The organism is Streptomyces sp. NPDC002911 (assembly GCF_053591835.1).
The window spans coordinates 220,644-234,434 of record NZ_JBSFUO010000009.1 but is presented as its reverse complement, the minus strand read 5'-3'; the positions used below and the strand labels follow the sequence as shown (position 1 = coordinate 234,434).

The window sequence follows — 13,791 nt, the reverse complement described above, 5'->3', positions numbered from 1 at the left end:
CCCACGACAGCCCAGGCCGCCACCCGCGGCATGAAGGTCTTCCGGGGACTGGCTCGTCGTGTTTGTCGCCCTGCTTTCATTTCTCAGCGGCCGCCGCTGGCTCTCAGGACGCCGTGGGGCCTAGCCAGACACCGCTGGGTCTGGACGAAGTTCTGGCTGACCCTGGTCACCGCCGGGCTGCCCTCCTTCTCGCTTCGCCCCCGGATCAACGAGGCCGCCGCCGTGGGGGCGACCGACATCGATCTGCTCATCGCCCCCTCAGTGGCCACGACCACGTATCTCTTCGTCACCGCGATATCGGTGCTGAAGCCGTGGGGGCCGACTCGCCGGGGCCGACGGCTTCAGCGGGGTCGGGAGAGTGCGCGGCAATCAGCCGGCCACCGATGACCGTCCGGCGCTCCAGCACACCGGAGAGCACCGCCAGAAGCAGCGCCGAGGCAGCGAGTGCGGCGCCGACCCAGTTGGGTGCGGTGTATCCGAACCCCGCCGAGATGACGAGGCCGCCGAGCCACGCCGCGAGCGCGTTGCCGAGGTTGAAGGCCCCGATGTTGACGGCCGAGGCCAGGGTGGGTGCGCCGGCAGCCTGGTCGAGGACTCGCTTCTGAAGCGGCGGTACGGTCGCGAAACCGAGAGCCCCGATGAGGACGATGGTCACCGCAGCGGCGATCTTGTTGTGCACGGTCAGTGTGAACAGCGCCAGGACCACGGCGAGCGCACCGAGGGTCACGTACAGCATCGGCATCAAATGGCGGTCGGCGAACTTACCGCCGAGCAGATTCCCGCCGACCATGCCAAGGCCGAAGAGGACCAGCAGCCAGGTGACGGATGACGCCGCGAAACCGGAGGTCTCCGTCATCATCGGGGTGATGTAAGTGATCGCCGCGAACACGCCACCGAAGCCCAGAACCGTCATCGCCATCGCGAGCAGCACCTGAACATTGCGGAATGCGGCCAGCTCGTGGCGGACACGGACCCCCTGAGGTTTCGGCTGCTCGGGGACGAGCTCAGCCACCCCGAGAAGACCGAGGACGCCGAGTCCCGCGACGACGAAGAACGTAACCCGCCAGCCGATGTTCTGGCCGATGAAGGTCCCCAGGGGCACCCCGACGACGTTGGCCACGGTAAGCCCGGTGAACATCATGGCGATGGCACCGGCCTTCTTCTCCGGAGCGACCAGACCTGCGGCCACGACCGATCCGATACCGAAGAAAGCTCCATGGGCAAGTGAGGCGATCACCCTGCCGGCAAGCATCACGCCGAAGACGGGGGCGAGTGCGGACACCACGTTGCCCACGATGAACAGCCCCATCAGGAGCATCAGCATCCGTTTTCTGGTCACCCGCGTGCCCAGGATGGTCATCAGGGGAGCACCCATGACCACGCCCAGGGCGTAGCCCGTCACCAGGAACCCTGCGGTCGGGATCGAGACCTGGAAGTCGGCCGCGACTTCGGGAAGCAACCCCATGATCACGAACTCGGTGGTGCCGATACCGAATGCCCCAATGGCGAGGGCGAGGAGCGCGAGCGGCATGAGTGTCACCTTCCCTGAAGATTGCGTCTGCGCCTTACGAGCGTCCACAATAATTGCAGACGCTTGTTATTGGCAAGCGCGGTCTATTGCGTACGTGCCCTACTCTGGAGGCAAGCAGCTCCCGTACGGAGGAGAGACCCATGACAGCGACAGATCCCGCACTGACGGCCCTCGCGCAGAGCTGGTGCGCCCTCTCCCTGCTCCACGGGAAGATCGAGGCCCGCATCGAACGGGCCTTGCAGTCCCACCACAGCCTGAGCGCACGCGAGTTCTCCCTGCTCGACGTCCTGAGCCGCCAGCACAGCGGCACGGGCGGTCATCTGCAGATGAAGCAGGTGGCCGACGCTGTGGTGCTGAGCCAGAGCGCCACGACTCGACTGGTCACCCGGCTCGAGGACCGTGGGCTGCTCACCCGATACCTGTGCGACACCGACCGGCGGGGCATTTATACGGACGTCACCGAGGCGGGTCTCACGCTGCTGAAGGAGGCCAGACCGACCAACGACACCGCGCTCCGCACCGCTCTCGACGAGGCTGCCGAGAACCCGGAGCTCGCCCCGCTGGTCCGGACGGTCGAGGCGCTGAAGGTCCCCGCCTGAACCGGTGGGTTTGCGTAGTCTGCCGATCATGAGCGATCTCGGCATACGTCCCGCAGCACTCACCGACATCCCCGCCATCGTGGCCTTGCTCGCGGACGACCCGCTGGGCGCGTCACGCGAGTCTCCGGACGATCTCGCCCCGTATCACGCCGCCTACCGGCGGCTTGCCGACGACCCGAATCAGCGTCTGGTCGTGGCCGTGCGCGAGAACCGCGTCGTGGGGACCCTCCAGCTCACGATCGTTCCCGGGCTGTCCCGACGTGGTGCGACACGTTCCGTCGTCGAGGGCGTCCGCGTCCACGCGGATGAGCGCGGCGGCGGCCTCGGCACCCAGTTGATCCAGTGGGCGGTCGATGAATCCAGGCGTCGCGGATGCCAGTTGGTACAGCTGACGTCGGACGCCACCCGCACCGACGCTCACCGTTTCTACGAGCGGCTGGGCTTCACCGCAAGCCATGTGGGCTTCAAGCTCACTCTCTGAACCGATCCCGGCAGCTCCGACACTCCGGGATGCATCACGTGTACCGCATCGATGACGGGAAGCGCGGGAACAAGCCAGGGCCACGGCATCTACCGGCCCGCCTGAACGGGCCCGCTCCGTCGTCGCAGTGGGCCGACGCCCTCGTCGCCCTGCACGCGATCGATGCCGCCACGGTCCGACCGCGCGAGGTCATGCCACGGAAAGTGAGCTCTCGGCCTCGCCGCCACACCCGGACCACCCCTGCGCTTCCGTACCCCTCTGGAGCGCGAGCTGATGGCCTGATGCGTACGCCGCCGACAAGTCGGGCCGCACTGGGCCGGCACAGTGCCGGGTCGGTGGGTCGGCGTTTCACGTGAAACGCCGACCCGCTCTCCTCAGGTGGCGAGTCCCCGCCAACCGCCCTCGTCCACGCCACCAGGAACGGCCGCGCTCCGGTCGTACGGCTCCCGCGTGAAGACGAACGAACCCAGGTCGAGGTGGTCCACCGTGCCGTCCTCGGCCCGCACGACCCGAAGCGTCTCCCCCGCGTAATAACCGTTGAGCCCCGTCCAGGTCCCGTCGGGGCGTGCTCGGAACCGGGCGGCACGACCGGAGCCCCGCAACGGCTGAAGCTCGAGCCCCCCGTCTGCGAGCAGCTTCAGGGCGTGGACCTGAGTGCCCCAGCACCAGGGCCCGGTCAGCGCCAGCAGTTCTTCGTCGACCTCGGGCAGCGGGCGCCAGGGCTCCGGGATCCTCGGTTCCGCGTCGGCGACGATCAGCAGGAGTTCCGCGGCGACCGTCCCGGTCAGTGGGCCGGAGGTGGCGTTCGAGAGCACCACGGCGGCCACATCGTCCTCGACGCTGAACCACAGCGTGGCCAGGAAGCCGGGCAGCGACCCTCCGTGGCCCAGGAGCGTGCGATCCCCGCACCGTACGGCTTGAAGACCGAGGCCGTACGTGCCTGCCCAGTCCCCTGCCTCGGGCGGAGCAGCGGGAGCACGCATCTCTGCGACCGAGGCCTCACACAGCACGCGGTCATCGCCCTGTCCGAGAAAGGCCGCGAAGCGGAGAAGATCGGTGGTGGTCGACCACAGTTGTCCGGCCGACGCCATCAGCCCCAGGTCCTCGGCCGGCTCGGGCAGTATGACGTCGGCCCACGGGTGAACCGCCCAGCCGCCCGCGTGCGGAGCGTGCGCCTGCGGGGTCGTACGGTTCATTCCCAGAGGTTCCAGGATTTCGCGGCGCAACACCTCGGCCCAGGAGTCGCCACGCAGCCTCTCGATGAGGGCGCCAAGCAGTGTGTAACCCGGGTTCGAGTAGTGGTGCCGGTGGCCGGACGGGTTGATCAACGGCCTGTCGCCGAGCACATCCGCCAGTTCCGGCCGCGTGATACCCGGGGTCCTCTCCCACCAGGGGCCGGGCGTCTCCGCCCTCAGCCCCCCGCTGTGGCCGAGCAGCTGATACACGGTCGCCTGGCCGGCGCCCGTGCCCGGCAGATGCTTTTCCAGGGGATCGCCCAAATCCAGGAGCCCCTCGTCGCGCAGGCGCATCACCAGCACAGCGGTGAACGTCTTGGTGATGGAGCCGATCCGGAACTGCGTGTCACCATCGGGTTCATGGCCGTCCACACAACTGCGTGCACCGGTCCAGGCGATCTGCCCGCCCCGCTGCACCGCGGCGACAAGGGAAGGGGCCCGGCCTTGGGACTGTGCGGTGGCGACGCGGTGCAGCAGGGCCCGCCGGGTGCTGGGGAGAAGAATGTCGGAAGAGGTCATGCCCCAGAATGACCCGCGCCATGTCGCCTGACGAACCCATTTTGCCGCCATCGGGGCCAGCCGTCGCCGTAGCGGCATGACCTCGCCACTACCACGCACGAGGTGCCGGATCAGCGCGTGCGGCGGTACGTCCTGACCAGCACCCCGTTGGCGAAGGTGCGCACGGCGGATCCGAACATGGGCATTCCTGATCCGGACACCTGCGGGTAGGTCTTGATGACGGGCTCGCCGACCTCGTCGATCAGCTCCCCCGCCAGCCAGGAGCCACCGCAGAGCCAGATGCCCAGCTCACTGTCCTCAGCCTTGAGCTTCCTCATGCGGCCGACCCTGTCCTCGGAGATGAGCTCCCCATTCGGATCTTCGTGGTCGCACAGGTCACGTCCTGCGGAACCGTGACTCCCCTCTCGCCCGAGAGATCACGAGATCTGACGCCCGGTCAACACAACTGCGGGCTGGCACCTGGCGGTTACTGCCCCGCCTCACTGGCCTCGCAGAGCTAAGACCGCCACCGGCGGGCTGAAGAGGCCAGGGCGCCCTCAAAGAACTCTGGGGTTAGTCACCACATGGCTGGCTTGATCGGCCTTCGATTTTCCTCCCCCGCCTGGCGGGTGCCCACTTCGTCGGATCGGACGCTCTCGCCAGCGCGAGGGAGTCGCCTGTCGGCTGCCCATACCGCCAGCGCGCAGACCGCGAATCCGGTCCCGAGGATGCTGGAGCCCGCCCAGCCGTGAATGGTGAAGACGGCGGTGGTCGCGGCTGCACCGAGGGCGGGACCGAGAGAGTAGAAGACCATGTAGCTGCCGATGGCGCTGCTGGTGCGATCCGGGTGCGCGGCAGTGAGGTGGTGCTGATTGCTCACATGCACGGCCTGGACCGCGAAGTCGAGAATCACGCTTCCGACGACGAGGAGCCACAGTGTCCACGGCAGCTGCGCGATCGCTGCCCACGAGAGGACAAGCAGGACGAGAACGCCACGCCTTCGCCCCCGGCCAGACGCACTCCACCCTTGTCGACGAGCACGGAGCCCCTGTGCCGGAAATCGCCCCGACCAGCGCCTACGGCACCCCCCTCGGCACCGACACCACCCACGTGCAGAAGATCCGGTAGAAGGCAGACTCTCGACGCCCGTGAGAGCTCTCTCCTCCGCAAGGATCTCTCTGGCCACCGCGACCGCACGCTCAGGCGTGGCGGTTCCCCGCACCGATCGTGCCGTCGCTCACGGCTTCGACAGGGACGGCAACCCCCTCTCGATCGAAGGGGACGGGATGCTTCGCCCGGTGCCTGCTACACGAGACCGACCATCTCTTCGGTCATACCTATCTCGATCGACTCTCCAATCGGGATCACAAAGACGCGCTGCGACACATCGCAGAGCACCGTGAGGACGTCTTCGCCCAGCGCTATCGAGCCGCCAGTCGCAGAGGGATGGCCCAGCCGCCATGCCATCGGCCATCGCTTTCGCGCAAGCCGTCCGGACAGAATTGGGGATCCGCTCCACGGCCCCAGAGCACCCCAGCGGTTGACGTACCGGCGCTCGAAGTAGGCGCGGTGGGCAGCTGGTCATAGCCGGCCGGGGTCATGCTGGTGACCGTCTGCGGATCGAGACCGCTCGCCCGCGCGATGGTCTCGGTCTCCTGGTCGCCGAGCGAGATCGTCCAGTCGGACGGGGGACGCCCTTCAGATGGCCCCACTCCCGGATCGCTCTGGGAAACCACGGTGCCGCAGCACCTCGCCGAGCGGGGGTGCAGCCGTCGGACCAGGGCTCCAGCCACGAGCCGCGGGCCTAGCCCCGCAGCGGGGGGCAGTCGGACGGGGAGGGTCCGGACGCCCGCAGGCACGTCACCTTCTCGCGTGGGGATCGAGGGCGGCTGGTCAAGCGCTTCGCGACTCGTAGATCACATGGTCGTGCGTCTGTGCCGACCGATAGGTACCCGCGTAGTCGCTTCTGACCCCTGCACCAGCGGAACGTCCGCCAGAGTACGGCCGCCTCCAGGAAGCCGAAGACGCCGTACCCGGAGCTCGGTCTTCAACAGCCCCGCCGCTCGGCCACGGACGCTTACCGTCACAGCAGAACTGTCCATCATCACCCCACACCCCCGGGGCAGTTGCCCGTACAGCCACGGTGCCGGCAGACCGCTGTGGAATGGTTCGTACTGCACGCCAGTCACCCCGCAAGGGTGAACAATCTGACCTGTCAGTCTCAGAATCGTGTCCTAAAAGGACTTCACTTGAACATCGAGCCTGAGATCAGGACGCGAAACCTGAGACCCTACATGCGCCTACGTCAGGTCTGGGCCATGTCCACGAAACGGGAGTAGTGGCCCTGGAAGGCCACGGTGATCGTCGCCGTCGGACCGTTACGGTGCTTGGCCACGATCAGGTCAGCCTCGCCCGCACGTGGTGACTCCTTCTCGTACGCGTCCTCACGGTGCAGCAGGATCACCATGTCGGCGTCCTGCTCGATGGAGCCGGACTCACGCAGGTCGGAGACCATCGGCTTCTTGTCCGTGCGCTGTTCGGGTCCACGGTTCAGCTGGGACAGGGCGATGACGGGAAGTTCGAGCTCCTTGGCGAGGAGCTTGAGGTTTCGGGACATGTCCGAAACCTCCTGCTGGCGGCTTTCGGCCCGTTTGGCCCCGCCGGACTGCATCAGCTGCAGATAGTCGATGACCACCAGCTTGAGGTCGTTGCGCTGCTTGAGTCGACGGCACTTCGCACGGATCTCCATCATCGAGAGGTTCGGGGAATCGTCGATGTAAAGCGGAGCGGCCGACACGTCCGGCATCCGGCGGGCGAGCCGCGTCCAGTCCTCGTCCGTCATAGTGCCGGAACGCATGTGGTGGAGGGCCACCCGGGCCTCTGCGGACAGGAGGCGCATCGCGATCTCGTTACGCCCCATCTCCAGGGAGAAGATCACGCTCGGGAGATTGCTCTTGATCGAGCAGGCACGGGCGAAGTCCAGGGCGAGCGTGGACTTACCCATGGCAGGGCGAGCCGCGATGACGATCATCTGGCCGGGGTGCAGGCCGTTGGTGAGGGCGTCGAGGTCGGTGAATCCGGTCGGCACACCGGTCATCTCGCCGCTGCGGGAACCGATGGCCTCGATCTCGTCGAGAGCACCTTCCATGATGTCGCCGAGCGGCAGGTAGTCCTCGCTGGTGCGCTGCTCCGTGACGGCGTAGATCTCGGCCTGCGCCGAGTTGACGATCTCGTCGACGTCGCCGTCAGCCGCGTATCCCATCTGGGTGATCTTCGTACCGGCTTCGACGAGGCGCCGGAGAACAGCCCGCTCGTGGACGATCTCCGCGTAGTACGAAGCGTTGGCCGCGGTCGGGACGGACTGCACCAGGGTGTGCAGATACGGGGCTCCGCCGACCTTGGTGATCTCGCCGCGCTTGACCAGCTCGGCCGCCACGGTGATCGGGTCGGCCGGCTCCCCCTTCGCATAGAGGTCGAGGATCGCCGTGTAGACGGTCTCATGAGCCGGACGGTAGAAGTCATGCCCCTTGATGATCTCCACGACGTCCGCGATGGCGTCCTTGGAGAGCAGCATGCCGCCGAGGACGGACTGTTCGGCGTCGAGATCCTGCGGAGGCACCCGCTCGAAGCCGGACGAGCCGCCGTCCCAGCCGCTCTCCCGGCCCCGCTCGTGCTGTTCGTCGCGCCCCTTGCCCTCTCCGCGGCGCTGACGGGTAACAGGCAGACGGTCACTGGGACCGACATCGGCCCAGGGATCGTCCAAAGGCTCGGGAATGCTCACCGGGCCACCTCCTCCCGTCCGCTTCGCGGACCTAGCCGTGCCACTCTTTCTTACGGCACGGCACCGACAAACAAGACGCCCGACTCCGGTCCCGGCGCGTCAAGTTCTGCGGACTTCCAAGCCGGAACGGAGAGCGGGCGCCGCACCACGGTAGGCCGGTCCGCACCTTCAGCCAATCCGGTTATCCACAGGGCATGTGGATGACGGACCAGATGCTGTGGAGAACCCCTCAGATCCTGTGTACGGACCGGGGGACAGCACTGTGGACAAAGTCATACGCAGCCATCGACGACACGCCTGACCTGGCGTTTCTCAATCCACCGACTGTGGGGGAGAAAAACTTTCACCCACAGCTCAAGATCACCGAAGACAGCGTTCCGCCGAACCCGAAAACCCGAGGGAGGTAAGGGACTCTGGTCCATTGCATCTATTACCTGTGGAAGATTAGATTGGTCTCCATGATCCAGGCGTCCACGGCCCAGCCGCCCTCCCGCCGCCGGCACGACCGCGAGATCATCGCACTCGCCGTCCCCGCCTTCGGCGCGCTCGTTGCCGAGCCGCTTTTCGTCATGGTCGACAGTGCCATCGTCGGTCACCTCGGCACTCCGCAACTGGCCGGCCTGGCGGTCGCCGCGGCCCTGCTGACGACCGCGGTGAGCATCTTCGTCTTCCTCGCCTACGCCACCACGGCCGCGGTCGCCCGCCAGGTCGGTGCAGGAGATCTGGCATCCGCCATCCGCCAGGGGATGGACGGTATCTGGCTCGCTCTGCTGATCGGTGCGGCTGTCATCGCCGTCACGCTCCCCCTGGCACCGTGGATGGTCGATGTTTTCGGTGCGTCCGACACCGCGGCCCCGTACGCCATCACGTATCTACGGATCTCCAGTCTCGGCATCCCCGCCATGCTCGTGGTGCTCGCAGCGACGGGAGTGCTGCGCGGACTGCAGGACACCCGGACACCTCTCTACGTCGCCATCGGAGGATTCGCGGCCAACGGTGCTCTCAATGTCGGACTCGTCTACGGTGCCGGGCTGGGGATCGCGGGATCCGCATGGGGGACTGTCATCGCTCAGGTCGGCATGGCGCTCGTTTACCTGATCGTCGTGGTCCGCGGGGCCCGACGGCACGGGGCATCGCTGCGCCCTGATGCCGCAGGCATCCGGGCCAGCGCCCAGGCCGGCGTGCCCCTCCTGGTCCGCACGCTTTCACTGCGGGCGGTCCTGATGATCGCCACCGCCGTCGCCGCCCGCCTCGGTGACACTGACATCGCAGCACACCAGATCATCCTGTCGCTCTGGAGCCTCACGGCCTTCGCGCTCGACGCCATCGCCATCGCAGGGCAAGCCATCATCGGCCGTTACCTGGGGGCGAACGATGCCAAGGGCGCCCGCGAGGCATGCCGCCGGATGGTGCAGTGGGGGATCGTCTCCGGAGTGGTCCTCGGGGTGGTGATCGTCCTCACAAGGCCACTCTTCGTCCCGGTGTTCACCGGCGACGCATCCGTACAAAACACCCTGCTGCCGGCACTTCTGGTCGTAGCACTCTCCCAGCCGATCTCCGGCGTGGTCTTCGTGCTGGACGGAGTGCTGATGGGGGCAGGAGACGGCCGCTATCTCGCCTGGGCCATGGTCCTGACCCTGGCCGTCTTCGCCCCGGTCGCTCTCCTCCTCCCCAGCTACGGAGGAGGTCTCACGGCTCTCTGGGGGGCGATGACGCTGATGATGACAGTCCGGCTGCTGACGCTGTGGATGCGCATGCGGTCCGGCCGCTGGATCGTGACCGGCGCTACGCGCTGAAGCTCACCCGACCGGGCATCAATCGGCAAAGGCCGGTTTCACGTGAAACGACGAAGGGCCGCACCCCAGGGTGCGGCCCTTCACCTAGCTCTGCTGAGCTGTGCCCTTAGGCAGCAACGACCTCGATACCGAGCTTCGCGGCAACCTCGGGGTGCAGACGGACGGACACCTGGTATCCGCCGAGCGTCTTGATCGGCGAGCCGAGCTCGACGCGACGCTTGTCGACGTCCGGACCACCGGCAGACTTGATCGCCGAGGCGATGTCGGCCGGAGTGACGGAACCGAAGAGGCGGCCGGCGTCGCCGGAGCGAACAGCCAGACGGACCTTCACGGCCTCGAGCTTGGCCTTGATCTCGTTGGCCTGCTCGATCGTCGCGATCTCGTGGATCTTGCGGGCGCGGCGGATCTGCGCCACGTCCTTCTCGCCACCCTTGGTCCAGCGGATGGCGAAGCCACGCGGAACCAGGTAGTTACGGGCGTACCCGTCCTTGACGTCCACGACGTCGCCGGCGGCACCGAGGCCAGTGACCTCGTGGGTGAGGATGATCTTCATGATTCGGTCACCCTTCCCTTATCGCGCGGTGGACGTGTAGGGCAGCAGCGCCATCTCACGGCTGTTCTTGACTGCCGTGGCGACGTCACGCTGGTGCTGCGTGCAGTTGCCGGTGACGCGGCGGGCACGGATCTTGCCGCGGTCGGAAATAAACTTCCGCAGCATATTCGTGTCCTTGTAGTCCACGTACTGGGTCTTGTCCTTGCAGAACGCGCAGACCTTCTTCTTAGGCTTGCGCACAGGCGGCTTCGCCATGGTGTTTCTCCTGTGTGATCAAGAAGTGGGGTACGAGCAGCCCTAGAAGGGAGGCTCGTCCGAGTAGCCGCCGCCAGAGCCACCGGAGCCACCGGAGCCACCGGAGCTTCCGCCCCAGCCACCCCCGCCGCTCTGCTGGCCCCCGCCCTGCTGGCCGCCGGCCGGAGGGTTTGTGGCCCACGGGTCGTCGGCGGGAGCACCGCCGCCGCCCTGCTGGCCACCGCCACCGGGACCGCCGCCCCAGTTGCCGCCGCCCTGCTGGCCACCGCCGTATCCACCCTGGCCACCGCCACCGCCCTGGCCGCCGCGACCTGTGGTCTTGGTGACCTTGGCCGTGGCGTTCTTCAGGCTGGGGCCGACTTCCTCGACATCCAGCTCGTAGACCGTGCGCTTGACGCCCTCACGGTCCTCGTAGGACCGCTGCTTCAGCCGGCCCTGCACGACGACGCGCATGCCTCGCTGGAGCGACTCCGCGACGTTCTCCGCCGCCTGACGCCAGACCGAGCAGGTGAGGAACAGGCCTTCGCCGTCCTTCCACTCATTGGTCTGCCGGTCGAAGATGCGGGGAGTGGACGCGACACGGAACTTCGCGACCGCCGCACCGGACGGGGTGAAGCGCAGCTCGGGGTCGTCGACGAGATTGCCGACGACCGTGATGACGGTCTCGCCTGCCATGGGTGAACCTCTCGGCGGGGATTGCTTCTGGCTGCTTGCTACTCGAACCCGATGACCGCTGAGCTAGATGCTCAGTGGGTCTCGGGACGGAGGACCTTGGTCCGGAGGACCGACTCGTTCAGGTTCATCTGTCGGTCGAGCTCCTTGACGACCGCAGGCTCGGCCTGCAGGTCGATGACCGAGTAGATGCCCTCAGGCTTCTTCTTGATCTCGTAAGAGAGACGACGACGGCCCCAGGTGTCGACCTTCTCGACCTTTCCGTTGCCCTCACGGACGACGGAGAGGAAGTTCTCGATCAACGGGGAGACTGCTCGCTCCTCGAGATCGGGGTCGAGGATGACCATCACCTCGTAGTGACGCATGTGGAACCCACCTCCTTTGGACTCAGCGGCCACGGTCGTTCCGTGGCAGGAGGGTCGTGATGCGTAAGCAACAGCGTCTCCGAGTAAAACAGCCGCCACTGACAACGCCCGTCTTCGATGATCGAGGGGAGCCGCAGTGCTGACTCAAGGCAGACACCGGTGCAGACCGTACAGACTACCCGCAGACCGGCTTCCGGTTGAAATCCGGTGTTCAGGGCGCACAATCAAGACAGATGCGGTGTGAGAGGCGCTACATTCCACCGCCCTTCCCGCCAGGAGGTACTCCATGGCCCAGACAATCCGACCTGCCGACAGCAGGCCCGCTCCCCGCCGGACGGGCACGGCCCGCCCGGCCACCGGATCCCTCTTCGCGACGGACGGCAAGCCTCATCTTCTGCAGGAAGCACTGATGGTGGTGACCGGGGTCCTCGGCGTCCTCGCGTTCGTGACGGCGATCTTCCACAGCCTGCATCTGCTCAGCTCCTGGGCCGGTCTGATCGGCATCCTGACCGGCGCGTACGGGCAGTACATCTCCAGGACCACCTGGGAGCGGTTCGGTCTGATCATGGGGATCGGCGCATCCGCTGTCGGCTTCTACCTCGGCATGGCCCACGGCGGCCTCTTCGGCGGCGTCGTCACCTGACCGCGGAGCGCACCGGCCGAGCGGCCGCTGACCAGGTCCGCCGGCCCCACACAGTGCCCAGCCGGGCGATCCCGCGCGGGTGGCGCCCGGTCCGGTCCAGACGGGCCAGACCGGGCGCCCCTCGGTCACAGTAGGCTTCGGCGCGAGAGCCGGAGCCCCTGACCGATGGGGACACACCTGCCGAGGAGCCCCCCGCATGAGCCTGACCCTGAGGACCATCAGCCGAGAGCAGCACCTGGCGTACATCCAGAACCTGCCCTCGGCCAGTCACTGCCAGGTCCCGGCGTGGGCTGATGTGAAAACCGAATGGCGCTCGGAGAACCTGGGATGGTTCGACAAGAACGGCGAGATGGTCGGCGCCGGGCTGGTGCTGTATCGCCAACTGCCCAAGATCAAGCGTTACCTGGCGTACCTGCCCGAGGGGCCGGTCATCAACTGGTACGCCCCGAATCTGGACGAGTGGCTCCAGCCGATGCTCGCCCACCTGAAGCAGCAGGGCGCCTTCTCGGTGAAGATGGGCCCTCCCGTGGTCATCCGCCGCTGGGACTCGGTGGCCATCAAGTCGGGGATCCAGGACCCCGACGTGAAGCGGCTGCGTGACGTCGAGGCAAGCCACATCGAGCCGCGCGCCTTCGAGGTCTCGGACCGGCTACGGAAGATGGGCTGGCAGCAGGGCGAGGACGGCGGTGCCGGCTTCGGTGACGTACAGCCCCGCTACGTCTTCCAGGTGCCACTGGCCAACCGCTCCCTCGAGGACGTGCTCAAGGGCTTCAACCAGCTCTGGCGGCGCAACATCAAGAAGGCCGACAAGGCCGGCGTCGAGGTGGTCCAGGGCGGTTACGAGGACCTCGCCGAATGGCAGCGGCTGTACGAGATCACCGCTGTGCGCGACCACTTCCGGCCGCGTCCGCTCTCGTACTTCCAGCGCATGTGGTCGGTTCTCAACTCCGAGGATCCCAACCGCATGCGGCTGTACTTCGCCCGGCACAACGGCGTGAACCTGTCGGCTGCCACGATGCTCGTCGTCGGCGGGCACGTCTGGTACTCCTACGGCGCCTCGGACAACATCGGACGCGAGGTCCGTCCGTCCAACGCCATGCAGTGGCGGATGCTCCGTGACTCGTACGCGATGGGCGCGACCGTCTACGACCTTCGCGGCATCAGCGACTCGCTGGACGAGACGGATCACCTTTTCGGCCTGATCCAGTTCAAGGTCGGCACCGGCGGGGAAGCCGTCGAGTACGTCGGCGAATGGGACTTCCCCCTCAACAAACTGCTGCATAAGGCGCTCGACATGTACATGTCGCGTCGCTGACCGCATCCCCACCACCGATCTCAGCTCCTCTCTCACTCACACCGCAGCCACCAGAAAGGTTCCGGGC

12 protein-coding genes and 3 pseudogenes are annotated in these 13,791 nt (G+C 66.8%); 6 read left to right on the top strand and 9 right to left on the bottom strand.

Annotated features, from left to right (window positions below):
• Positions 1-286: 286 nt before the first annotated feature.
• Positions 287-1,531, bottom strand: coding sequence for an MFS transporter (locus tag ACWD04_RS17205; protein ID WP_451132666.1), 1,245 nt, complete (start codon positions 1,529-1,531; stop codon positions 287-289).
• 140 nt (positions 1,532-1,671) lie between these two features.
• Between ACWD04_RS17205 and ACWD04_RS17200 the strand changes: the two genes are divergently transcribed.
• Positions 1,672-2,130 carry a MarR family winged helix-turn-helix transcriptional regulator gene (locus ACWD04_RS17200; protein WP_451132664.1) on the top strand — a complete coding sequence of 153 codons (459 nt, stop codon included), beginning with the start codon at positions 1,672-1,674 and terminating at the stop codon, positions 2,128-2,130.
• Positions 2,131-2,158: 28 nt separating this feature from the next.
• Positions 2,159-2,611, top strand: a complete 453-nt coding sequence (locus ACWD04_RS17195) for an N-acetyltransferase family protein (protein ID WP_451132662.1) — start codon at positions 2,159-2,161, stop codon at positions 2,609-2,611.
• Between the two features lie 374 nt (positions 2,612-2,985).
• On the opposite strand, the gene ACWD04_RS17190 is transcribed toward ACWD04_RS17195, so the two are convergent.
• The 3 genes and pseudogenes from ACWD04_RS17190 to ACWD04_RS17180 form a co-directional block, all read right to left on the bottom strand.
• Entirely contained in the window at positions 2,986-4,365 is a 1,380-nt protein-coding gene (locus ACWD04_RS17190; RefSeq protein ID WP_451132660.1) for a serine hydrolase domain-containing protein, read from the bottom strand.
• Between the two features lie 110 nt (positions 4,366-4,475).
• A pseudogene (locus ACWD04_RS17185) lies at positions 4,476-4,751 on the bottom strand (dihydrofolate reductase family protein); the annotation flags it as partial.
• Between the two features lie 170 nt (positions 4,752-4,921).
• Positions 4,922-5,398: pseudogene (locus tag ACWD04_RS17180) on the bottom strand (MFS transporter); the annotation flags it as partial.
• A gap of 151 nt (positions 5,399-5,549) precedes the next feature.
• On the opposite strand from ACWD04_RS17180, the pseudogene ACWD04_RS17175 reads away from it, so the two are divergent.
• Positions 5,550-5,766 (top strand): annotated as a pseudogene (locus ACWD04_RS17175) (peptide deformylase); the annotation flags it as partial.
• A gap of 883 nt (positions 5,767-6,649) precedes the next feature.
• Here the strand turns inward: ACWD04_RS17175 and dnaB are convergent.
• Positions 6,650-8,125, bottom strand: coding sequence for a replicative DNA helicase (dnaB, locus tag ACWD04_RS17170; RefSeq protein WP_451132658.1), 1,476 nt, complete (start codon positions 8,123-8,125; stop codon positions 6,650-6,652).
• A 458-nt stretch (positions 8,126-8,583) separates the two neighbouring features.
• Between dnaB and ACWD04_RS17165 the strand changes: the two genes are divergently transcribed.
• Positions 8,584-9,921 carry an MATE family efflux transporter gene (locus ACWD04_RS17165; protein WP_451132656.1) on the top strand — a complete coding sequence of 446 codons (1,338 nt, stop codon included), beginning with the start codon at positions 8,584-8,586 and terminating at the stop codon, positions 9,919-9,921.
• A 106-nt stretch (positions 9,922-10,027) separates the two neighbouring features.
• Here ACWD04_RS17165 and rplI read toward each other — a convergent pair whose 3' ends face one another.
• From rplI to rpsF, 4 genes are all read right to left on the bottom strand, one after another.
• A complete protein-coding gene (gene rplI, locus ACWD04_RS17160) occupies positions 10,028-10,474 on the bottom strand; it encodes a 50S ribosomal protein L9 (protein ID WP_028441692.1) in 447 nt (148 codons plus the stop codon).
• Between the two features lie 18 nt (positions 10,475-10,492).
• A complete protein-coding gene (gene rpsR / locus ACWD04_RS17155) occupies positions 10,493-10,729 on the bottom strand; it encodes a 30S ribosomal protein S18 (protein ID WP_003967857.1) in 237 nt (78 codons plus the stop codon).
• Between the two features lie 42 nt (positions 10,730-10,771).
• The gene (locus tag ACWD04_RS17150; RefSeq protein ID WP_451132654.1) at positions 10,772-11,404 is read right to left on the bottom strand and encodes a single-stranded DNA-binding protein; all 633 of its coding nucleotides are present in this window, start codon (positions 11,402-11,404) and stop codon (positions 10,772-10,774) included.
• A 71-nt stretch (positions 11,405-11,475) separates the two neighbouring features.
• Complete coding sequence (rpsF, locus tag ACWD04_RS17145; protein ID WP_006604399.1) at positions 11,476-11,766, bottom strand: 30S ribosomal protein S6; 291 nt, start codon at positions 11,764-11,766, stop codon at positions 11,476-11,478.
• Between the two features lie 286 nt (positions 11,767-12,052).
• Here rpsF and ACWD04_RS17140 point away from each other — a divergent pair, with 286 nt between their 5' ends.
• Positions 12,053-12,409 (top strand): hypothetical protein, encoded by a 357-nt coding sequence (locus tag ACWD04_RS17140; RefSeq protein WP_451132652.1) that lies wholly within the window; start codon positions 12,053-12,055, stop codon positions 12,407-12,409.
• 196 nt (positions 12,410-12,605) lie between these two features.
• Positions 12,606-13,724 (top strand): lipid II:glycine glycyltransferase FemX, encoded by a 1,119-nt coding sequence (locus ACWD04_RS17135; protein WP_451132650.1) that lies wholly within the window; start codon positions 12,606-12,608, stop codon positions 13,722-13,724.
• Positions 13,725-13,791 lie beyond the last annotated feature (67 nt).

What these genes read in the sequence shown, in the direction of transcription:
- ACWD04_RS17200 (WP_451132664.1), top strand. Translation starts at nt 1,672, where the DNA reads ATGACAGCGACAGATCCCGCACTGACGGCCCTCGCGCAGAGCTGGTGC.
- ACWD04_RS17190 (WP_451132660.1), bottom strand. Translation starts at nt 4,365, where the DNA reads ATGACCTCTTCCGACATTCTTCTCCCCAGCACCCGGCGGGCCCTGCTG.
- rplI (WP_028441692.1), bottom strand. Translation starts at nt 10,474, where the DNA reads ATGAAGATCATCCTCACCCACGAGGTCACTGGCCTCGGTGCCGCCGGC.
- ACWD04_RS17165 (WP_451132656.1), top strand. Translation starts at nt 8,584, where the DNA reads ATGATCCAGGCGTCCACGGCCCAGCCGCCCTCCCGCCGCCGGCACGAC.
- rpsR (WP_003967857.1), bottom strand. Translation starts at nt 10,729, where the DNA reads ATGGCGAAGCCGCCTGTGCGCAAGCCTAAGAAGAAGGTCTGCGCGTTC.
- ACWD04_RS17150 (WP_451132654.1), bottom strand. Translation starts at nt 11,404, where the DNA reads ATGGCAGGCGAGACCGTCATCACGGTCGTCGGCAATCTCGTCGACGAC.
- rpsF (WP_006604399.1), bottom strand. Translation starts at nt 11,766, where the DNA reads ATGCGTCACTACGAGGTGATGGTCATCCTCGACCCCGATCTCGAGGAG.
- ACWD04_RS17140 (WP_451132652.1), top strand. Translation starts at nt 12,053, where the DNA reads ATGGCCCAGACAATCCGACCTGCCGACAGCAGGCCCGCTCCCCGCCGG.
- ACWD04_RS17205 (WP_451132666.1), bottom strand. Translation starts at nt 1,531, where the DNA reads ATGCCGCTCGCGCTCCTCGCCCTCGCCATTGGGGCATTCGGTATCGGC.
- ACWD04_RS17195 (WP_451132662.1), top strand. Translation starts at nt 2,159, where the DNA reads ATGAGCGATCTCGGCATACGTCCCGCAGCACTCACCGACATCCCCGCC.
- ACWD04_RS17135 (WP_451132650.1), top strand. Translation starts at nt 12,606, where the DNA reads ATGAGCCTGACCCTGAGGACCATCAGCCGAGAGCAGCACCTGGCGTAC.